Annotated in this window: 15 protein-coding genes; 3 read left to right on the forward strand and 12 right to left on the reverse strand. The window is 58.4% G+C overall.

The annotated features are described in order from the left end of the window. Window positions 1–224: 224 nt before the first annotated feature. Complete coding sequence (locus PFEN_RS08280) at window positions 225–2885, reverse strand: hypothetical protein (protein WP_191486377.1); 2661 nt, start codon at window positions 2883–2885, stop codon at window positions 225–227. A gap of 324 nt (window positions 2886–3209) precedes the next feature. Continuing rightward, the gene (locus PFEN_RS08285) at window positions 3210–4403 is read right to left on the reverse strand and encodes an RsiV family protein (RefSeq protein WP_191486378.1); all 1194 of its coding nucleotides are present in this window, start codon (window positions 4401–4403) and stop codon (window positions 3210–3212) included. Between the two features lie 301 nt (window positions 4404–4704). Between PFEN_RS08285 and PFEN_RS30545 the strand changes: the two genes are divergently transcribed. Both PFEN_RS30545 and PFEN_RS30550 read left to right on the forward strand, forming a co-directional pair. Further along, window positions 4705–5229, forward strand: coding sequence for an AAA family ATPase (locus tag PFEN_RS30545; protein ID WP_224770920.1), 525 nt, complete (start codon window positions 4705–4707; stop codon window positions 5227–5229). 157 nt (window positions 5230–5386) lie between these two features. Further along, complete coding sequence (locus PFEN_RS30550; RefSeq protein ID WP_224770926.1) at window positions 5387–6517, forward strand: ATP-dependent nuclease; 1131 nt, start codon at window positions 5387–5389, stop codon at window positions 6515–6517. Window positions 6518–6995: 478 nt separating this feature from the next. Here the strand turns inward: PFEN_RS30550 and PFEN_RS08295 are convergent, their stop codons facing one another. From PFEN_RS08295 to PFEN_RS08310, 4 genes are all read right to left on the reverse strand, one after another. Further along, the gene (locus PFEN_RS08295; protein WP_191486379.1) at window positions 6996–10715 is read right to left on the reverse strand and encodes an ATP-binding protein; all 3720 of its coding nucleotides are present in this window, start codon (window positions 10713–10715) and stop codon (window positions 6996–6998) included. A gap of 24 nt (window positions 10716–10739) precedes the next feature. Continuing rightward, entirely contained in the window at window positions 10740–11834 is a 1095-nt protein-coding gene (locus PFEN_RS08300) for an ABC transporter substrate-binding protein (RefSeq protein ID WP_191486380.1), read from the reverse strand. 737 nt (window positions 11835–12571) lie between these two features. Continuing rightward, window positions 12572–13024: a hypothetical protein gene (locus tag PFEN_RS08305; protein ID WP_224770921.1), complete on the reverse strand. Its 453-nt coding sequence runs from the start codon at window positions 13022–13024 to the stop codon at window positions 12572–12574. Further along, window positions 13021–14430: a polymorphic toxin type 24 domain-containing protein gene (locus PFEN_RS08310; protein WP_191486381.1), complete on the reverse strand. Its 1410-nt coding sequence runs from the start codon at window positions 14428–14430 to the stop codon at window positions 13021–13023. Before PFEN_RS08310 ends, PFEN_RS08305 begins: the two co-directional genes overlap by 4 nt. 312 nt (window positions 14431–14742) lie before the next feature. Between PFEN_RS08310 and PFEN_RS08315 the strand changes: the two genes are divergently transcribed. Then, window positions 14743–15894: a GGDEF domain-containing protein gene (locus PFEN_RS08315; RefSeq protein ID WP_191486382.1), complete on the forward strand. Its 1152-nt coding sequence runs from the start codon at window positions 14743–14745 to the stop codon at window positions 15892–15894. 148 nt (window positions 15895–16042) lie between these two features. On the opposite strand, the gene PFEN_RS08320 is transcribed toward PFEN_RS08315, so the two are convergent. The 6 genes from PFEN_RS08320 to urtC form a co-directional block, all read right to left on the reverse strand. After that, complete coding sequence (locus tag PFEN_RS08320) at window positions 16043–17086, reverse strand: aliphatic amidase (protein WP_191486383.1); 1044 nt, start codon at window positions 17084–17086, stop codon at window positions 16043–16045. 14 nt (window positions 17087–17100) lie between these two features. After that, window positions 17101–17445, reverse strand: a complete 345-nt coding sequence (locus PFEN_RS08325; RefSeq protein ID WP_191486384.1) for an FmdB family zinc ribbon protein — start codon at window positions 17443–17445, stop codon at window positions 17101–17103. Window positions 17446–17475: 30 nt separating this feature from the next. Then, window positions 17476–18705, reverse strand: a complete 1230-nt coding sequence (gene fmdA / locus PFEN_RS08330) for a formamidase (protein WP_191486385.1) — start codon at window positions 18703–18705, stop codon at window positions 17476–17478. Window positions 18706–18812: 107 nt separating this feature from the next. Continuing rightward, a complete protein-coding gene (urtE, locus tag PFEN_RS08335; protein ID WP_191486386.1) occupies window positions 18813–19502 on the reverse strand; it encodes an urea ABC transporter ATP-binding subunit UrtE in 690 nt (229 codons plus the stop codon). A gap of 10 nt (window positions 19503–19512) precedes the next feature. Then, window positions 19513–20271: an urea ABC transporter ATP-binding protein UrtD gene (urtD, locus tag PFEN_RS08340; protein ID WP_191486387.1), complete on the reverse strand. Its 759-nt coding sequence runs from the start codon at window positions 20269–20271 to the stop codon at window positions 19513–19515. Beyond that, window positions 20268–21455 carry an urea ABC transporter permease subunit UrtC gene (urtC, locus tag PFEN_RS08345; RefSeq protein ID WP_191486388.1) on the reverse strand — a complete coding sequence of 396 codons (1188 nt, stop codon included), beginning with the start codon at window positions 21453–21455 and terminating at the stop codon, window positions 20268–20270. Before urtC ends, urtD begins: the two co-directional genes overlap by 4 nt. Between the last annotated feature and the right edge of the window lie 5 nt (window positions 21456–21460).

Genomic DNA, 21460 nt, shown 5'->3' on the forward strand with positions numbered 1-21460 from the left:
TTCTTGCTACCATCTCGCATCGTAATTTCAGATGGAGACTGGTGGATGGCCGTTAGCAAAAAACCGATAATCATCGAACTGATTTTCGACACGCTTTACGACGAGAAGACTCAGACTGTTGCCGCTGACCGAAAACTGACCCATAAGTGTAAGCGGCCAACGAACACACCTTGCACAGATCAAGCAAGCGCCCATCTCTCCCTACTGTCGACGGTGGCAGAAAGTCAATGACAAGGCAGGTCGGCAACGGTCAGAAATTGACAGGCTGCTTTAGGATCGTTACTGCTTTGCGCTTCGCTGGCGAGGGTCGACCAGGGCTCGACATTCGACGGCGTGCTTTCAACGTGAAGGGCGGTAATGAGTGGCTGCCAATCCTCCCGTGGCAACCAATCGGCCAGATCGAGTATTACGTCATCTGACTCGCGTTTCTCAAGCGCGACCTTGAGCTGCGCCGGGTTCTTGAATAACCAGGCTATTCGCCGGCGCTTTTCCGGGACTGGCAAGCTAGCGTGGCTGATCGCATCGATTGCGGCGAGGATCCATTTCGGGGGAACAGGGTTTTGGCCCCAATGGTGCAGCTTGACCAAGTCAAATGATTGTATCGCGCCGAGGTAGTCATCGCGTTGGACGGTGAATGTACGGTAGATAAAGCCTTCCACATCCTGTGGAGCGTCCCAGGTTGTGGAATTGCCGTCTCTAGAGTTATCCACTGCGCCCAGGCACGCGTTCAAATCGCCTTGCAGATCGCATTGCGCTTGTAGGGCCTGAGCGACAGGAGCATAAGCAGAGACCTCTTTGAGATAATAGGGAGCGCTTTTAGTCCAGGCCAGAAGATGAGGCGCAAGCCCACCACTACAGCGATCGCCTGACTCTCTATATGCCAAGTAATACCGTGTCCCCTCCTGAGTATCACGCAGGCCCAATAGCCCGGCGCTGGCACCTCCATCAAAGCGAAGCGCCTCAATGGCACCATTACGCTCCATTCGCGATTCAGTCACTTCAAGCCTTTCGAAGCAGGGGTTCATACGCTCGTACCCCCCTATAAAATCGTCGTTATCTGCCGAGCCCACCATGTCCCAAAAACCAGACACGACCATCGCGCAGTTATCCGACTCAGGCACGTCTAACAGCTGTACCGTCTCGAAATGCAGTTGTCTGGAATCTTCCTCTTCACCCGGGGCCAGAAGCGACTTTAACCAGCCGTCGCTTGGCAAAAAATTGCACTTCACTGGCTCGAAGACAAACCGTGCAGCACTCGCCACGTCGGCAACCGGCGCCACAACACCCAACGCAAGCAACTGGGCGTAAACACTGGGAGCAGTGTTAAGCGCGCAAGCCTTGGGGAAGGAAAGCGGATGAACAACTGCGCCCAATTGGATCAGCGTGTTCAGACTGGCTATCTGAAGAGCCTGGGGCGAATCTGAATTATTGGTGCAGGTGAAGGGCTTGCGACCAAACGGACGTATTAGCTTTTCAATAATGTTATCGGCGAGATCTGGTACTTGCTCGGTCATCAGCGGCCAGCTTTGCTGTAGGTCAGCAACAGGGCGCGCGAGCCAGTCGCTAATCTCGTCGGGATGATTAGAGTTCTCTGTCCTCTCAGTGGCCAAGGTATTTTCAATACGATAACCGTGCTTGAACAACTCCGCCCATAGCGATATCGGAACCGCGTAAAGCAGCTGAGGCACACGCTGCACATCAAGCCGTAACGCGCGGCGCTGCAACAGAGCCGACCAGATCATCAGTCGTTGCTCGATAGACCTTACGCCTTGCAAACCCGCCTGCGCTGCAGACGCAGACTCTGCTGTCAGTATCTCATCCGGCACCAGGGCCAACGCCCAGGAAAACTCTTCAACAGAACCCGATGCAGCGATTGCCAGCCAGCTGTAAAGATGGTTTGAATCAGCCAACCAATGATTAAGAATCGTCGTCGGCAAGTGCTCAGCTAATGCTTTGCGCGCATCGAAAGGCAAAGGCGCCGGGTCGATTCCATTCAAGGTTCTCGGCCTGGCAACCATCCACGGAAGCAGCAATTCAGTCAGCTCTTCAGACTGTTCGGGGCGGCGCAAATCCGAGGCGAACAGGGCCTTCACGTCATCGGCTGAGGCCAGCGTCTGAAGTAAATAGCCGAATATCGGGAGCTGCATTTGCGAATCGAGTTTTTTCCAAGCGGCAAGATCGACTGTTTTAAAAGAGCCACGAACAGACTGATCCTCGGCGGGTTGAACACTCTGACAATTGCCATATCTGTCCAGCTCGCCGGGCGCGGGTAACTGGCGGCTGTCCACCTCCAGCGCTTGCTGGACAGCACCTCGCTCGAGCTCATAATTGAGCATGCAAGAACCCAGTTTGCCAGTCGGGGCCGCGAAGTGGCGGGCCAGCAGTTCATCGAGCGCGGCGGGGTTCTGAACTAGATAGCGGTCAGTCCGTTGCTGACCCGACAACTGCTGATACACCGGCAGCGCCAGCAGCGCATCAACGATGCTCCAATGGCCCATATAGATAGCCAAGCCAAGAGAGTCTGGATCGCGTGAAAAACCAGCCACCGTCGCCAATGGATCAGCGCCCTGGCTTATCAACCACATGGCCACGTCTTTCATATTGGCGCGCACGGCATGCTGCAAAAGTGTCCCGTGGAACGCGACTTGCTGCATGTCGGCGTTCTGATGCGACAGGTACTCAATCAGACCAGCTTCATCGGTGGCCTTAAAATCTTCCGGGGCAAAAACCTGCCATTTACCGTCGCCCTCCGGCTGGGCTTGCGGCATCGAAAGTAATGCACTGAAAGCATCGGTCGTACCCAGGCTATCTTTTCCGTCGGCATAGGCCTGAGTGCTACACAGCAGCACCACGGCAAAAAGAGCACGACTAAACAAACGACGCATGACTATCCTTGTCCTGGGCAATGAAAGGCTGTTTCTGATAAGCACCAGCAGTGGAGCAGTTGGCGGTAGCACTATGCACGAACCGCTTACTCGAAGCACTCTGATTTAAAGCTTATAAGATATGGCCAGTATGAATCACTGTTAATTGTAGGGGTTGTAGCCACCCTCAATTGCATTGCTGAGCGTCCCCCCTGTTTTAATCTAGATCGGGTTTGGGGGAGCGCTTATGTTGCACTGAACCTGCCCTTCGCTTGCTACTAGATTTGATGCCTCTCACGGTACTGGCGCACCGGTATTTTCTACTCCCCGTCGTCGCTCCACCACTCAGTTCAGCAGTTGCAGCTTCATGTCCCCCGGCGTCCTTTTAATCTGCGCATACGGCACAACCGACCACTCTGGGCCTTCGCACGCGTGTGAAATGCCGTCCGGGTAGGGCGCGAAATTGATGCCCTTCGGGGTAAAGTACCAGTAGGCGTATTGCCAGATATCAGGGTCGTTGAAGTCGCACTCGTACTCACTGGCAGGCTTCTTCATGTTCATGGGCGCGATGACTTTCAATTGGTTGATCAGCCAGGGCACCAGCTGTGTTTTACGGTAATCGCCATAGGCCTCCCAGCCGTCGTGCGAGTCTTGCAACACCTCCCCCTTGCCAACCCACAGTACGTTTTCCAATGTCAGACGCTTGCCGCTTTTGACATCAAAATTGAGCGCCGTGTAGGACGAGGCCGGATGGGCGCCGCAGTAATAGGCACTCGAGATGCCGGCACTGACCACACCGGGCGCCAACAGATGAGGCGTCACCGTCTCACCGAAGGAGGCGTCCATATGGCCTCCTCCCAGCATGCAGTCGTTGTAGTTGACCACTTCAGCCCAAAGACTGGCGCGCAGTTGTTGGTTGATCCGCCGACGCTGTTCGGCGGTGTAGCCGGAGGTGATCTCAAACATCGACAGTTGCGACACCGGCTCGTGCCACCACTGCAAGGTGTGCCCCATCACGGTTTCAACTTTACCTGCTTTGAGCGGCAGGCCCTGTACACGCAGATAGTCATACCGTGACGTATCATAGATGGCCTGCCAGCCAGGCTGAGTCTTCTCGGAGGGTGGCGGGATTTCAGCCGGTGTCAGTTCGATAGGGAGTACTTTGCCAGCGGTATCCTTCCATACTCCTTGCCAACCGCCTTTGTCGGTCGGACTCAGGTGCAGCGAAGGAATGTCACTGATACGTTTGTCGTTTCGGTCCTCCGTCAGTTCCAGATCCTGGCCTTGCAGCGTGCCGGAGACGACCAGATCAGAGTGGTATTTTTGATAAAAGTAACGGCCCCAGATGCCGTCCGTGCGGCTGAAATCAAACTCAAGCATGATCGGCATTTTGCCCAGCGTGCCGCTGTAGACCTGCGTGCCGCTCGCCGCATATGCCACACACGGCATGCAAAGTGCGATGCACAGTGTCATACACCAGACACAGATGCGGCCAGGTATCGCCCGGACAAGTGCAATAAAACGGGTGAGATCGGGCATGCGTAGCTTCCTGCTGGAGACTATGGACAGGCAGTGCCTGACACTGGCACGTATGCGTCCGGGCATCAAGCCTTGCATAACTAGGTTGTTGCCACCTATGCGGCAACAACTGATCGATTTCACTCGCCCGCTGCGTCGGCAAAGGTATCCCAGAAATGTAAACGCGCGGAGCTGTCAAAAGAAGCCAGGAATCGAGTATTTTTATCGTTAGCTACTACGCAGACTTCGTCAACCTAAAGAAATCGTTTTGTGCCATATTTCCCACGCGACAAAATCGTCGCAGCAACGTCTGTGAGGGAGCATGGCCACTAAACCAGTTAAAAAACCTGTCGACAAAGCTGAGCCAAAAGCTGAGGTAGCACCGAGAGCAAGGCTGCACAAGTTAGTAATCTCTAACTTCAGAGCCATAGGAAAAAAACCGGTAACTATCGAGCTAGATGATATCGTCGTACTCGTCGGCCCTAACAACGCGGGAAAAAGCTCAGTCTTAAGAGCGTACGAAGTAGTCATGCAATCAGGGAAGCTAGGCGAGTTAACAATCGAAGACTTTCCTAACGCAAAAATCCCCGACCCCGAAGACGTTCTATCCTACCCAACTATCGAACTAGAAACCGTACTGTACGAAAACAGTAAATTTCCAGCCCAGCAATGGATGGACGTAAAAGAAAACGGTGATCGGCACGTACGTGAGCGCTGGATTGGAAAGACATTGGAAAACCTGAAAAGCGTGGATTCGACACGACTAAAAATGCTTGGGACGAAAATCACGGCCCGTGGGGTGCCGCAGCAGTTGCTCAAATTAATCGACCAGAAACTCATAGAATAGAAGCATTTGACGACCCACAAAAACAAGGCGTGGAAATTGTTTCACTACTACAAGAAGCAATCAAAGAAAAAATAAAAGAAGTAAGCTGTAAAAAAGCGAAGAACAAGAAGAAAAAAGCCAATACGAATTACTACTACAGTCCGTAGGAACGCTTCAAATACAAGTTGCCAAAGACGCAGTCACAGCGATACAAGACGTACAAGAAAGTCTCAACAAATCGATCTCGGATGTATTTCCAGGCTATTCCATCACCCTTGACGCTAGACCTGAAGACGACCTGGAAAAGGTTCTAAATTTCTTCAAATCGCTACCACTGCTTAGAATGGGACCTACAGACGGCCATCAATCCACTTTAGAACATCAAGGTAGTGGTGCTCGCCGCACGCTGTTGTGGACAGCGCTTCGTATTCTTGCGGAGCACAAACGGACAAAAAATGATAAATCTGACTTAGCAGAACGGCCACATGTCCTTCTTCTGGACGAGCCTGAAATGTGCTTGCATCCGAGCGCGATTCGAGATGCCTGCAATGTTCTCTATTCACTCCCACTGTCAGGTAAGTGGCAAGTCATGGTCACTACGCACTCCCCCGTATTCATCGATCTGTCCCGAAACAACACATCGATTGTACGAGTCGAGCGCGAGATTGGCGGAGACGTATCAGGAACCACAATATTCCGGCCTGAGAAAGTTAATTTAAGCGACGAAGACAGGGAGGAACTAAAGCTCTTAAATATGTACGACCCTTTCGTAGCCGAGTTCTTTTTTGGAGGAAAAACAATTGTCGTTGAAGGTGATACGGAGCATTCTGCATTTAAGGAAATAATCGACTCCAACAAGGCATTGTTCGGTGATATACATGTCGTCCGAGCCAGGGGAAAATATACAATTGTTGCGCTTTGTAAAATCCTCAATCAGTTCGGCAGCCCGTATGCCGTATTGCACGACTCTGACAAAAAAACAATCACAACAAAAAAAGGAAAAATACGGGCAAACTCCGCCTGGCCCGCAAACGAACAGATACTGAATATCGTTGCTGCAGCACCAAACAAAAGCGCGACGCTGGTTGCCTCAGTACCGAATTTTGAAGAAGCCATGTTTGGAGAGCCTGCTGATGGTGAGAAACCATATGGAGCTTGGGAAAAAGTCAGAAAAGACGACGACGTTAGAAAAAAGGTCACGGACCTTCTAATGTTCTTAGGTAAAATTGGTGGGCAGCTTCCGCCTGGCACCTTGCAATGGTCCAATATTGAAGACCTGAGCAAAGCAGTTGAAGCAGTAGCTGAGTAACGGAAAAAATCCGTAGCCCAATTTAGCTTGTGGCTACGGACGCCGCCGCGAATTAGAGCCGAGCCCCAAGCGTCGCAAGAGTCGAATCGAAAGCTTGCCACTCGCTACAGATTGAATGTGAAAGCTGTGATCTGCAAAGCCTGGACTCTGCCTCCAGAACACCTCAAAATTAATCCGCACCACCTCATTCCGGAATCGCACACCTAGAAAAAGGATCGAGGACAACCAATTACATGTCGCTTCCGAATGGGGGGACAAATGGGGGGACAAAATATAGAAACCCCGTAAACCCCAGAAAAACATGGCTACTACCAGATAATAACGCCGCCCACAAGCCGGCTTTTTAATGCCTGTTTGAAAGGTATTCTATCCTCTGAAATCCGCTGTGGATGCGTCATCACCTACCAGTTCGCGCTCAATCTGCTCGATACTCGGCAAACGCACGCACGTACATAAAACGCCGCCGGTGGCGCGCTCATCACCCATCCTGCGCGGCAGCAACGGGAATATCGAGGGTGAAGGTTGCGCCCTGCCCAGCTCCGCCGCTGTGCACAGTCAAGCTACCGCCCATTTCCTGCGCGGCCAGCGCGCAGCTGTGCAGGCCGAAACCATGTCCGTTCTTGCGCGTGGTGAAGCCATGCGAGAAGACGCGAGCCAGGTTCTCCGGCGTAATCCCGTCGCCGTTGTCGGCCACCGTGATGCGCAATACCGGCCCGTCGGCGAGGGCGGCGCCGAGCGTGATGCTCGGGCGGCGATCGACCACGTCGCCCAATGCCTGCCTGGCGTTGCGGATCAGGTTCAGCAGAATCTGCAGTATCCGGTGCCGGTCCAGCGGCAGCAGGGGCAAGTCGGCAATCTCCTTGATCACCGTCACCTCGTGCTGCGCCAGTAATCCAGCACTCATGCGCAAGGCATCATCGATCAACTCGAGGACCGGTACTGTCTCGACGACACTGACGGCAACGGCATAGGACTGCTGGGCAGCGACGATGGTCTTGATATGGTTGATGCCCTTGGTCAGTTGCTCCAGCTCTTCAACAATACCCTGCTGCTCTGCCGTCACCACCTCCGCCAACCTGAGCAGGTATTCGGGCAGCATCTTTCCTTTCTGGTCTCGGGTAAGAAAATCGCTCAGGTCATGGACGTGTTCATTCATCATATGAGCCACCTTGGTCAGTCCCGGCACCTTGGAGGCGCGCACCTGGCTACTGATCATATCGGCCGAGACATTCACGCTGTTGAGTACGTTGCCGATGTTGTGCAGCACATTAGTGGCGATTTCGGCCATGCCAGCCTGGCGGGATTTTGCATGCAGTTCGGTCTGTATCTGGCTCATGCGTAGCGCCGCGCGTACGCGAGCCTTGAGCTCCAGCGGCGAGAAGGGCTTGGCAATATAGTCGTCGGCGCCACTCTCCAGTCCGGAAACGCTGGCCTCGCCGCCGCCGCGGGCGGTCAACAGGATCACGGGTAAATGGGCGAAACCCGCGCTGGACTTGATTCTGGCTGTCAGACCAAAGCCGTCGAGCTCCGGCATCATCACATCCGAGAGAACGACATCGATGGGGCGACGCTGCAGGAGTGCCCAGGCCTGCTCTCCATCAGCCGCGGTGGCGACAATGTAGTCGTTGTGCAGGAGTTCGCTGAGGTAGCTGAGCATTTCCGGACTGTCGTCTACCACTAGCACCCTGGAGCGCGCGACGTGTTCCAGGGGCTGCCCCTCGCCCGCCCCCTCCGGCGAAGGTCGGTCGTTGCTACTGCCTGGCTGGCCGTCGTCGAAACGCAGGTGACGTTGCTCGGTACTGCTCGTTGTGTTCAGTGACGCTCGCTCGTGCATATTGCTGGCGTCGGTCGGTACGGTGTTTTGCTCCGTCCCCAGCGGAAGTCGAACAAAGAAGCACGAACCCCGCCCAGGCTCGCTGCTGACGCCGACCTCACCGCCCATCAGTTCGGCCAGATCCTTGACCAGGGCAAGACCGATGCCTGTGCCGCTGTAGTGGCGCGTGGCGGAATTGTCGATCTGGGAAAAACGCTGGAACAGCAGCGGTAGTTTGTCAGGCGCGATGCCAATGCCCGAGTCCTGCACCGCGAGTTCAAAACGCTCGCCATCGAGCGGAGTCACTGCCAGGTGCACGGTGCCGCCAGCGGGGGTGAACTTGATCGCATTGCTCACCAGGTTGAGAAGAATTTTCTCGAAGTGCCGGGGGTCCAGAAACACCGTGCCGAGCGCCGGATCGATGTACCAGGTCAAGGTGCAGCCTTTGCCCTCGGCCACCATGGCGGCATCGTCGGCCAGCACGCCAACCGTCTTGTTCAAGTCAACTTGCGTCGGCAACAACTCAAATTTGCCCGCTTCGGCCTTGGAGAAGTCGAGAATGTCGTTCACTCGGTTCATCAAGCGCAGAGCGTTACGCTGGACCCGGTCGAGCTGCCCATGCCAGTCCGCCGGCGGGGCGCTCGCCGCCGTGAGCTGCTCCAGGGGGGCGAGAATGAGGGTCAGCGGGGTGCGCAGTTCGTGGCTGACCGTGGCGACGAAATCGCTCTTTGCCTGGTTCGCCGCCTCGGCCTGGTTGCGCGCCTGAATGAGTTCGACAGCCTGCGCCTCCAGCACCTCGGTCTGCTGGTGCAGCGTATCGGTCCGTTCGGCGACCATTCTCTCCAAAGAGGCCTGGACCTGCTGTCGTTCGGCCTCGGCCTCGGCCTCCAGCACCTGGATACGCAGGGCGTTCTCCTGGAACACCCGGACGGCGCGGGTCATGATCCCAATCTCGTCGCCGCGTTCGGCGCTGGCGATCTCGGCGTTCAGGTCGCCGGCCGCAAGCCGGCGCATGACCGAGGCCAGGACCACGATGGGCCGCGCGACAAACCGCGAGGTGCTCCAGGCGATGGCGCCCGCCAGCAGGATGGCGATGGTGCCTGCGATCACCGTCGCAAGCATGCCGCGATCATTGTGCAGCATGGCGTCGGAGCGCGCTTCGCCAGCGAAGCGCGCGACCAGTTGACCGGCACTTCGTGCTTCGTTGCGCACCTGGTCGCGCGCGGCGCTCAAAGAATTGCTCGCCTGATGGAACTTGACGAATGCCGCCCGGTAGCCGGCAATCTGCTCGTAGACCGAGAGGGGCGCAGCTTGGGTTTGCAGTCCTCCGGGCGAGGGGAGAACACGGGAGAGACGGGAGAGCTCATCGAGGAGGTCGCCGACGGAGCCGGCAACCTCGGCCGATGGTGACAGGCGGAACGACAAGGTCTGCGCCTCCAGGGTAGCGACGCGCTCGGCGAAACGCTTGGACAACGCGGAGGCATTGTGCAACAAACCGGTTGCTGCCTGGATGTCGGTTGCGTCATGGGCCACGTGTTCGCCCACTTCGCCCACCATCGCCTCGAGGTGCTCGAGCGTATCTCCGACGCTAGTGAGATGCTGCAAGGCCTCGCTTCCCCGGAGCCTGGGCGCTTCGCCAAGGTGCTCGACCGCCAGCCTGGCCGCGGCGACCGCAGCGGCCAGCTGGTCCAGGGTCTCTCCCGCCTGCGACGCGTCCATCACCTCACGCAATTGCTCGACCACGGGCGGGAGGGCCGCGCAGGCGTTGCGCGCCACGCTGGCGGCGCCCTCATCACCGGTCGCCAACACCTTGGCCACATTGGCGATGACGATCCGTTCGCCGTTACGCAGGATATCCAGGATGCGATGGGCGCTTTCGATGTTGCTCACCCGCGCCTCGTGGTCGGCGACGCGCGAGTCAAGCCTCTTCAGCCCATCGGCGATGCCCTGTTCGACAAGGATCGTCGCCTCTCGCATCCGGCCATAATGGACGGTCATGTTTTCCGTTTCGCCATCCATGGTCAGGGTCGCCGCCCGTAAAGTGGCGATCGCTTCGGCAAGTCGCTCCAGACTGCCCTTGAGCGATTCCGCCTCCGCCGCTGGAATGGCGGTGAGGCCGGCTATGGCGGTCGCCACCATCGCTTCGGCCTGGGACAGGCTTTCCTGGTCGCGGGTGGCAATAAAGTTTTCCACCCGCCCGGTGGCCGCGTTGACCGAGGCCAGGATCTCCGCGGAATGGCTGGCGGAATCCACCGCACGCTCCATGCCCCGCAGCCCGTAGAGGTCCACCAGCGAGACCGTCAGCATCAGGAGCACCAGTGCGGCGACCGCCAGCCCGATCCTGACGGCAATAGGCCGGTCCCTGGCGGGTTTGAATGCCAACATGCGGCCTCGCCTCCCCGCTCCCCGTTACGGCTTCGCGGCCTTCGGCAGAGGCGTCGGCGTAGGGTTGATGGCAGCGTCGATCATCGCCACGACGGAGGCTTGGCTGTAGGAGGGATTGGCGGCGGCGCCCACCGGCATGGTGGCGAGCCAGGTATCCAGGTCTTTCGCATCGATGCGTACCAGCGGCACCTCGACGAACTTCGGCACCTGCTTGCCCGCCAGAATCTGCTGAGCCACCCAGAAACCCACCTGGGAGACGCTCGGGGAGGCAGAAACCGAGACGGTCTCGTAGCCGTTGGCATCGCGTTCCTGTTTCCACAGGGCGAGTTCGTCCTGACGGTTACCCATCACAATGATCGGCAAGGGGCGTCCCGCCGCCTTGAACGCCATGGCCGCGCCATAACCATCGCCCCCCTGAGTAGCGACGGCATCGATGCCGGGCAGCGACGGCAGCGCCAGCGCCACCTCCTTGCGCGCGACGGAAGCCGTCCAGTTCCCGTACACGGTCTTGGCGAACTTCAGGCCCGGATAGTCGCCAGCAGCCTTGTGAATACCGTCGCTGATGTTCTGATCGGTGGCGTCGCCGGCAATGCCGCGGATCTCCAGCAGTGTGCCGTTCCCCTTGAGGCGCTCGGCGATATAGTCCATTTCCACGCGGCCCATCGCGGACCAGTTGTAGTCCACCGTATAGACGCAGCGTTCGGTCACCAGGCTGGCCATGACCACCACCACGATGCCAGCATTACAGGCATCCTGGATCACCCCGTTGAGGGCCGTGTCGGACGCGGCCAGGATGACGATGGCGTTGACGCCCTGGACGATCATGTCCTGGATATGGGCTGCCTGTTCCGTCGCCGAGTTGTTGGCACTGACCACCGGTGCCTCCTGGATCAAGCCATCTTTTTGCGCTTGGGCCGCAACCTCCTGCCAGTTGCGCACCATCACCTTGCGAAAATCGCTGCCCGCGTAGGAGTTGCTGAAGGCGATGCGTTTGCTTGCGGTAGAGCCATTGGCGATGCCGCCGTCGGCAGCCTGGGCCGTAATGGCGGCAAGCATCGCCAGCCCGGTCAGGCTGCCGACGAAGCGACGCAAGATTTTGTCGATCGATTTAGCGTTCATGCTGTTCTCCATCGGGCTTGGGATTTACCACCGGCACCTGCCGGCAGCCTTGAGCGACTGCTTGAACCGGTTTGAAGAAGGTCGCTCTTCGATCTCTGGAATTGCAGCGTCAGCAGGGGATCGGCACAAACCCTTACCATCAATGATGGTACGGCCCGCTGGCCAGGTCCCGGGAGACGCTATCGATAAAGGCAATGGGGTATAGCTGGATATGAAGCGCTAAATACATAGGGACTCCTTCCTGGACGGCCGACAACTGGAAAAAGTACAGTGCTTACATTAGCGCTGAGCATAGTCTCAACGCTCCCGCCTCGTTGGGAAAATGACGTCAACCTGGATTCTTTCCGCAAATAGTGGATGGCCCGTGTACCGAAGTGCTCGGCGTTGAGCGGCAGGCAGGCGTGACTATTGTTCTCGCGGACTGCCAGCGAATGCGGGTTGTCGCCGGGCAGCTTGATCCCGTCCGTGGCGGCCTCAAGGGAAATCCTGGCCATGACTTTGTGCTCGGATTCAGTCGAAATCAGCGTCAGGAACGGTGGCTCGTCGGCATTGTTGGCGACAATCACAATTTGGGCCTGCGGATCGGAGGCTATCTCGTCAACTCGGAATTTTCCGCCGGTGGAATCAGCGACTCACGGGCAAGATCGGAGTGCGGTTTGACCAGGTGTATCGCTCATGCCTTTATCTCTCGTGTTTTTTGGTTCAGCCTTCGCGATGTATACCGTCACTTTCATGACTCAGGCCTTACACAAAGTGACATAGACCTCACCAAGTTCCTCCTCGAATAAAACTTTGGAAATAAACCCCGATTCGGGAAACTCTCGAGCTAGCGTGGCATTCCAACAATCACTGATAACATTTGAAAGTGCACCCGCCTCCTCATAGGACATGTCCTCGAAGAGAGCCGTAATCTCCACTAAATTTAGCCAACTGGCGATTTCCGAGCTTATCTGCCCCTGAGCAACGCATTCTTGATAGCGATCACTATCAAAATTTTCCTCTATAAAATAGCTCCCATCTTTTACAAAAATAGTCGGATGAAACAGCTTGCTAAAAAACAGATAAAAATCATTACTTATGGCGTTAGTCCTCATCACCATATAAAGATATTCGAATTTCGAGAGACTTCGCCCCTCATTGGCTTTCAAAAAAGCCCCATACCCCTGGGTGTCTTTCTGTTCATCCGTCACTTGGGAAACTCCTCCGGCTTTACAGCACGTACTTGCGGGCCACCTGGGTAACTCTTTCCACTGGGGGACACATTGAGTTCATTAAACTTCACGTTCGGACGCGGGATTCCACCATGCTCCTTTCCCGATCCACGGTACTGCTTATAGGTCCCATCACCGTAGTGAGTCGTATATTGTCCCTCTCGGCCTGGTCGTTCAACGATAGAGTGAGGTTCGTCCACCAGTGGTTTAGGCGGCGCGTTACGCGCTTTTTTTGATTTCTGAAACGCCGCCTCAACGTCCTTTCTAGTCACAGGCTCGGGCGTTATTTGCTTTGGTCGCTCAACCTCAACAATCTGCGCTCCGGCGCCCTTCCCGTCTGCTCGCCCCGCGTTCTTGATCCTGGCGTTCCGGAGGCTCTGACCGAGTCCTCGCAACCTCTGTCCCAAACGCTGGACCAAGGGCAGTAACCGCACTGAAGCCGCTACCCCGACGCCACCAGTAAACAGCACCAGTAATGCCGCAAGCACAATCTCGAAAACGGCCCCACCGCTGAACTCCGCAACTTCCTCATGATTCTGGGCCTGCGCATAGTCGGCCACGAAGCGAGCCAGCATCTCCCTGCTCGGCCCATCCTCAGCGATAAAACATGCTAGTTCATAAGCCTCTGCCACTTGCTCGCGACTAATATTGCTGGGATCAAAGCCGAAAGCCTCGATCAGCTCACGGTGCCGCTCAACTGAAAAGTTATTCCGGAAGGTGGCAATCCAGCGAGCGCCATTGGAGGTATCGGCATTCCACGCAGCGACTACGACATTGGAAAAATAGGTTACGGGATTGATCAGATCGCCATATTCCTTGAGGCTTTTGACCAATCCCCAGGCGCCATAAAGCGCGCCCTTGCCAATGGCTAGGTGGGTATGGAACGCGTTGGCAAAAAAGCTGCGTTCATCCTGAAGGGCCTGCAGCACCGCCGCTTCGGCACGTTCCGCTTCGAGAATCGCCTCCAACGCGGCCTGCACCTCGGCACGGCTGCGGAGCACCACCTCTTCGGTGTCGACATCCCCCAGCATCTGCGCCTGATAAGGCCCATCGGGAATGCTGCCGACAAACCGACTGTACTCATCCAACCGAGTCCGAATGGGATCACCGTTGGCGGGAGTCAGCACGCAAGGCAGATCACACCCCAATCCTTCGCCGTTATCCCAGATGAACTTCAAACCGATATGGCAGGTGCTGGGCGCTGTCTCGCGCTCAATGGTCCGCTTTGGTTGACTGTAGAAGTCACCGTTATAGGGCGCTGGAGACTGCGCGCGACGCTCGGGATTGCGCGGTGGCAAAGGAATGCACGGGCCGGGCGTGGGCGAATAATTGCCCCTGGAATCGTAATGGCCCACGGTTAACGAGATCCCTGTTTCAACGGTCATTCACTCCTTGAGAGGGACCGACAGGAACAGAAAATCAGGTGTTCGGCCCAGTTGCCGAAGCTTACGGTCGAGGCCAAAAGGAAGTGCCCGCATTGGATGCCAGACAACTCAACGCTATCTGTAGGATCTTGGCGCTAAGGCCCGCTCAACAAGCAGGCACCCCTTCGGAGATCCCGCTACAATCCCGCCGAGAGATTGCCAAGATGCTCGCTCACGTGCCAAATCCTGCTTTCCAACTCGCGGTGTGCCCTGGCACCCACCGCCGCCGTCCCGGGCGATCCCCGGTCACCGGCTGAACTGGGTTGCCTGAACATGACACTGCTGCACATCCCGACCCTGCTGCTGGTCTCGGTCTTCATCTTCTGCCTGATGGGGCTGCTGAGCCTGCACGCCTGGCTGCGTGAAACCCGCGAACGCTGCCTCGCCTACCTGGGCAGCATGATGTTGCTGGCGTCCCTCGGCATCCTGCTGGTGAGCTTGCGTGGCCTGGGCGTCGACTTTGTGCCGCTGGTGGTCGGCAACGTGGTCCTGTTGCTCAGCGCCGCCATGAACTGGACCGCCATGCGCGTGTTTGCCGGACGCCCGCCTTCAGTGCCGGGCATGCTCGCGGGTGCGGCGACCTGGCTGGCGCTGTGCCTGCTGCCAGGCTTCTTCGAATCGCTGCCATTGCGGGTGGCCGCCTACTCGGCGCTGGCAGCCGGCTACGGCGGGCTGACCCTGCTGGAGTTCTGGCGGAGCCGGCACAGCCTCGAAGCGTCCTATCTGCCCGCGTTGACCCTGACGGCGCTGAATACCCTGTTCTACTGCGTGCGGATCTTTACCGATACCGGCATCGGCCTGGAGCAGGCAAACGCGGGCAGCGGCGAAGGTGTGCCGTTCTTCTCCTTCATGCTGTTCGAATCCATGCTCTACATAGTCGGGATCGGCTACGTGACCCTGGCCATGGTCAAGGAGCGCGCCGAACGCCAGCTCAAGGCGGCGGCCTATAGCGATCCCCTGACCGGCATCGGCAACCGGCGATCGTTCATGCTCAAGAGTGAAAAACTGCTGGCCGATTGCAAACGGCGCAAGACGGCGGCGGCGCTGCTGCTCTGCGACCTGGATCACTTCAAGCACCTGAACGACACCTTCGGCCATGCGGTGGGCGACCAGGCGCTGATCGCCTTCGGCCGGGTAACGACACAGATCCTGCGCCCGGTGGATGTGTTCGGGCGCATTGGCGGCGAAGAGTTTGCCTGTGTGCTGGGCGACAGCGACGCAGCCAGCGCATTGGCAGTGGCGGAGCGGATCCGCACCGCGTTTGCCGGGCTGACGCTGCTGGAGCCCGGGTTTCTCAGTGTGAGCATCGGGCTGGTGGCCACGGAGGAGTCGGGGTACGAGCTTTCGCGGTTGCTGTCGGTGGCGGATGAGGCGCTTTATGAGGCCAAGGGAAAAGGCCGCAATCGGGTGGAGGTGGCTTGCTAGCCGGACGTGCGTCCCTACGGAGATACCCGCAGCCACCGATCCCGCAGCGTAACCATCATCTGCCCACCCCCAGTGCCGGCCAGCAGGCAATCGCCGATTCCAGTTCGGGCTGTTCCAAGGCGCAGACCTGCTGGATCGATGACATGCTTCAGCCGGCGGTCTTTTCTTTACCAGCGTGGGGCAATTGCCCGACCGGACAATCCGCCACGCCCACCGTGCGCCGGGTGATGTTCTCCACATTCTCCCTGGCCTTGCGCGCATCCAGGACCCAGGTGCGGTAGAACTCGAACGGACAGTCGGCGATGCCCTTGTCGCCATCGCCGGAATCGTAGATCCCGGTGTAGCCACGGTGCAGCAGCTTGAACAGATGGTTCTGCGACTGATCGTTGGCCCGGGCATCGCGGATCTGCGAGATCGACAGCTGGGCGTATTGGATGCCCATTTCCTCTTCCCCACACTCGCCCAGGGTCCGGCCATCGAAACCGATGATCGCCGAGTGCCCGAAGTACGAATACACCCCATCGAAACCGGCGGCGTTGGCCACCGCGACATAGCAGTTATTGGCCCAGGCCATGCTCTTGGACATCTGCACCTGTTGCTCCTTGGCCGGGTACATATAGCCCTGGCAGCGGACGATCAGTTCCGCGCCCTTCATCGCACAGTCGCGCCAGATCTCCGGGTAGTTGCCGTCGTCGCAGATGATCAGGCTGATCTTCATGCCCTTGGGGCCGTCGCAGACATAGGTGCGATCGCCGGGGTACCAACCCTCGATGGGGCACCAGGGAATGCATTTGCGATAGCGCTGGACGATCCGCCCCTGATTGTCGATCAGCACCAGGGTGTTGTAGGGCGCCTTGTGCGGATGTTCCTCGTGGCGCTCGCCGGTCAGGGAAAACACGCCCCAGGTATTGGCCTCGCGGCAGGCCGCGGAAAAGATCGCGGTTTCTTCGCCGGGAATCGTCGCAGCGGTGGCCATCATCTCATCATGGTCATAGAGGATGCCCATGGTGCTGTACTCGGGGAACACCACCAGGTCCATGCCCGGCAGCCCCTGTTTCATGCCCTTGATCACCTCGGCGATCTTGCGGGCATTGTCGATGACCTCGGCCTTGCTGTGCAGGCGCGGCATCTTGTAGTTCACGACAGCAACACCGACGATATCCGGGCTGCTGGAAATATCGCCATGGCGCATGAAGAACACCTCTGTCAGTGACTGATCATCCAGGGCCGAGGCCCGGTCTTGCTCTTGAGTCCGAGGGGATTGGCCTTGCTTGGCGCCACCGGTTTGCTTGGCGCGCAGCAACCGCAGCCCTTGGGATGGCGGCGCTGCTGGTACTCGGCGACGGTCTGCGGGGCGTGAGCGCTGCGCTCGTTGGTGGCGATGGCCTGGCGCTGGCTGCTCGACAGGCAGTTCAAGGCCGGTGCCGATAACTGCAGGCCACCGCCAGCGCCGCCGCAATAGGGGCACTGGCAAGGCTCATGGCGCTGATTCATCGGCCGCAACATCGTGAATGTACCGCAGGCCTGGCACTGGTATTCGTAGGTCGGCATGTTGGGTCCTCCCGGAGCGTTGATGGCGTGTTACAGATCGGGCGCGATGGGCAGGTCGATGCTGCCGTCCAGGTGCTTGATCGGACCGTTGGCGTCGGGGTTGATATCGAAGTCGAAGATCTCGGTCGGCAGCCACAAGGTCGCGCAGGCGTTGGGGATATCCACCACGCCGCTGATATGGCCCTGCACCGGCGCCGAGCCCAGCAAGGCATAACCCTGGGCCGGGGAGTAGCCGAACTTGGTCAGGTAGTTGATCGCGTTGAGACAGGCCTGGCGGTAGGCGACGTTGACGTCGAGGTAGTGTTGCTGGCCACTCTCGTCCACCGAGATACCTTCGAAGATCAGGTAGTTCTTGTAATTCGGGGTGATCGGGCTGGGCTTGAACACCGGGTTCTTGATCCCGTACTTGGCCATGCCGCCCTTGATCAGCTCGACCTTCATGTGCACCCAGCCGGCCATCTCGATGGCGCCGCAAAAGGTGATCTCGCCGTCGCCCTGGCTGAAGTGCAGATCGCCCACCGACAAGCCGGCGCCATTGACGTAGACCGGGAAGAAAATCTTCGAACCGCGAGACAGATCCTTGATATCGCAGTTACCGCCATGCTCGCGCGGCGGCACGGTGCGGGCGCCGGTGGCGGCGGCATCGTCGCGGGCCTGGCCCTTGAGTTTGCCCATATGCGCGGTGGCGGCCAGTGGCGCGTTGGCCAGGGGCGGTACGCGGGTCGGGTTGGTGTCGATCAGTTCCTGCTCGCGACGGTTCCAGTCGGCGAGCATCACCGGGTCAGGCAGGCAACCGATCAGGCCGGGATGGATCAAGCCGGCGAAGTTGACCCCGGGGATATGCCGCGAGCTGGTGAACATGCCTTTGAAATCCCAGATGGCTTTCTGCGCGCTGGGGAAATGGTCGGTGAGAAAGCCGCCGCCGTTCTGCCGCGAGAAGAAACCGTTGAAGCCCCACTGCGAGTCGGCCTTGGCGCCGATGTCCAGCAGGTCGACTACCAGCAGGTCACCGGGTTCGGCGCCGTGTACGCCCACCGGCCCGGAGAGGTAGTGGACGGTGGAGAGGTCGATATCGCGCACGTCGGAAGCGTCATCGTTGTTCTTGATCGCCCCGGCGGTCCAGTCGTAGGTTTCGAGGATGAAGTCATCCCCCGACTTGACCCAGCAGGCCATCGGGATATCCGGATGCCAGCGGTTGTGGATCTGCTCGTTCTCGGTGGCGGGCTGGTTGAGGTCGACTTTGATCAAGGTATCGGTCATGGCAAAGCTCCTGGACAGTAGGGATGTACAGCGTTGCTGGCAGTCTCGAATGGCGGCGCGAATCGGCCAATACGTCGGATGACGTAGCTCCCACAGGACGGCGGTGTCTAGACGGAGAGGTAGCGGCTGATGGTCGCTTCGTCGACCTTGTCGCGGGTTTCCTCGATGACGAAACGACCCTTCTCGATCACCAGGAAGCGGTCAGCGATTTCCAGGGTGAAGGACAGCACCTGTTCCGAAACCACGATGGTCAAATCCCGCAAATTGCGGATCTCCTTCAGGGTCCGGGCGATGTCCTTGATGATCGACGGCTGGATGCCCTCGGTAGGTTCGTCCAGCAACAGCACCTTGGGATTGGTCGCCAGCGCCCGGGCAATCGCCAGTTGTTGCTGTTGCCCGCCCGAGAGGTTGCCGCCCTTGCGCGAGCGCATGTCGTGGAGCACCGGGAACAATGCATAGAGGTCTTCCGGCACCTGGCCCCGGGCCGAAGCCGGCAAGCCGGTCTGGATATTTTCCAGCACCGTCATGCTGGGAAAGATCATCCGTCCCTGGGGCACATAGGCGATGCCGTGCTCGACCCGCTCATGGGTCTCAAGGCTGGAGACCTCGCACCCATCGACACTGACCCGCCCGCCCCACTGCGGGAGAATGCCCATCAGGCTCTTGAACAGCGTGGTCTTGCCCATGCCGTTGCGCCCCATCACGGCGACGATTTCCTGCTTGGCCACAACCAGGTCGAGGTCGTGGAGGATCTGGCTCTGGCCGTAGCCACAGGACAGCTTGTTGACGTTGAACATGCCTGCTTCCTCAGTGGCCCAGATAGACTTCGATGACTTTCGGATTGTTCTGCACCGACTCCATGCTGCCCTCGGCCAGCACCTTGCCCTGGTGCAGCACCGTGACCTTGTGGGCGATGCTCTTGACGAACTCCATGTCGTGCTCGATCACCAGCACCGAACGGCCCTGGCTGATGCGCTTGAGCAACTCGGCGGTCTGCACCCGCTCGTTGACGCTCATCCCCGCGACCGGTTCGTCGAGCATCAGCAGGTCGGGGTTCTGCATCAGCAGCATGCCGATCTCCAGCCACTGTTTCTGGCCGTGGGAAAGCAGGTCGGCCTGTTGCTCCAGCAAGTCGCCGAGAAAGATCTCCCGGGCCACCTCCTCCACCCGGGCAATCACCGCCGCGCTGCGCTTGAAGAACAAGGCGCTGAACACCTTGCGGCCCGCCGGATAGGACATCTCCAGGTTCTCGAACACGGTGAGGTTTTCGTAGATCGACGGGTTCTGGAATTTGCGCCCGACCCCGGCGCGGACGATGTTGTACTCGTGCATCTTGGTCAGCTCTTTCCCGTCGAACTGGATGCTGCCGCTGGTGGCGCGGGTCTTGCCACAGATCAGGTCGAGCACCGTGGTCTTGCCGGCGCCGTTGGGCCCGATCACCACTCGCACCTCATTGCGGTCGATATACAGGTTGAGGTTATCCACTGCCTTGAAACCATCGAAGGACACCGTCAGTCCTTCGATGGCCAGCACCGGTTTATTCATCTGAAAACCGACGGCGGTCATGGCTGTGTCTCCAGGGAAGGACGTTCAGAGGCCGGGGCTTTCGCTTCGGTAAGCAGCGCTTGCGGCACCGACGCGACCAGCGGTTGTGAGCCAGAAGACCGCCGCAGCAATCGACTCAGGGCCTGGCGACCATGGCTGTCCCAAAGCCCGGCCAACCCATTGGGGAAGTACATGACCACGGCAATGAACAGCCCGCCCATCAGGTACAGCCACAGCTCGGGAAAGGACTCGGAGAAATAGGTCTTGCCGTAGTTCACCAGCAAGGCTCCGTACACCGCGCCGAGCAACGACATGCGCCCGCCGACCGCGGTAAAGATCACCATCTCGATGGACGGCACGATGCCGACGAACGACGGCGACATAAAGCCCACCTGCAAGGCGAACATGGCGCCGCCAATCGCCGAGAAACCGGCGGCAATGCAGAACACGAAGATCTTGAAGGTCGCCACGTCATAACCGGAGAAGCGCACCCGTTCCTCCTTGTCGCGCATCGCCATCAGCAAGCGGCCCAGCTTGGAGGCGAGGACAAAACGACCGATGAAAATGCAGCCGAACAGCAATCCCGCATTGATGAAGTACAGCAGCAGCTTGGCGCTGTCGCTGCGCAGGTCCCAGCCGAGCAAGGTCTTGAGGTCAGTGATGCCATTGACCCCGCCGCTCAAGCCCTGCTGGCCGACAATCAGCACCGTGAGAATCAGCGCGATGGCCTGGGTGACGATGGAGAAATACACATCCCCGACCCGTCGTTTGAACAGCGCCATGCCGATGATAAAAGCCAGCAGCACCGGCACCAGGATCACCGCCAACAGCGTGAAGCTGAAACTGTGGAACGGCACCCAGAGCCAGGGCAGTTCGGTGATCTGGTTCCAGTCCATGAAGTCCGGAATCCCCGGCGTGGTCTGGATCCTGGTGCTGAGCGGATCGGAGGCTTCGAGCTTGAGAAACATCGCCATGCAGTAGCCGCCGACACCGAAAAACACCCCCTGCCCGAGGCTGAGAATGCCGCCATAGCCCCAGCACAACACCAGGCCGACGGCGACAAACGCGTAGGTCAGGTATTTGCCGACCATGTTCAGGCGGAAGGCATCCAGGGTCAGAGGGAACACCACGAAAATCAGCAGCGCCAACAGCGCCACGCCGAGCAGGTTCGGCTTGCCCGCCAGCATCTTGTCTAGAACGTTCATCGGCT

The sequence above is a fragment of the Pseudomonas sp. FEN genome (assembly GCF_904067045.1).
Classification (GTDB): domain Bacteria; phylum Pseudomonadota; class Gammaproteobacteria; order Pseudomonadales; family Pseudomonadaceae; genus Aquipseudomonas.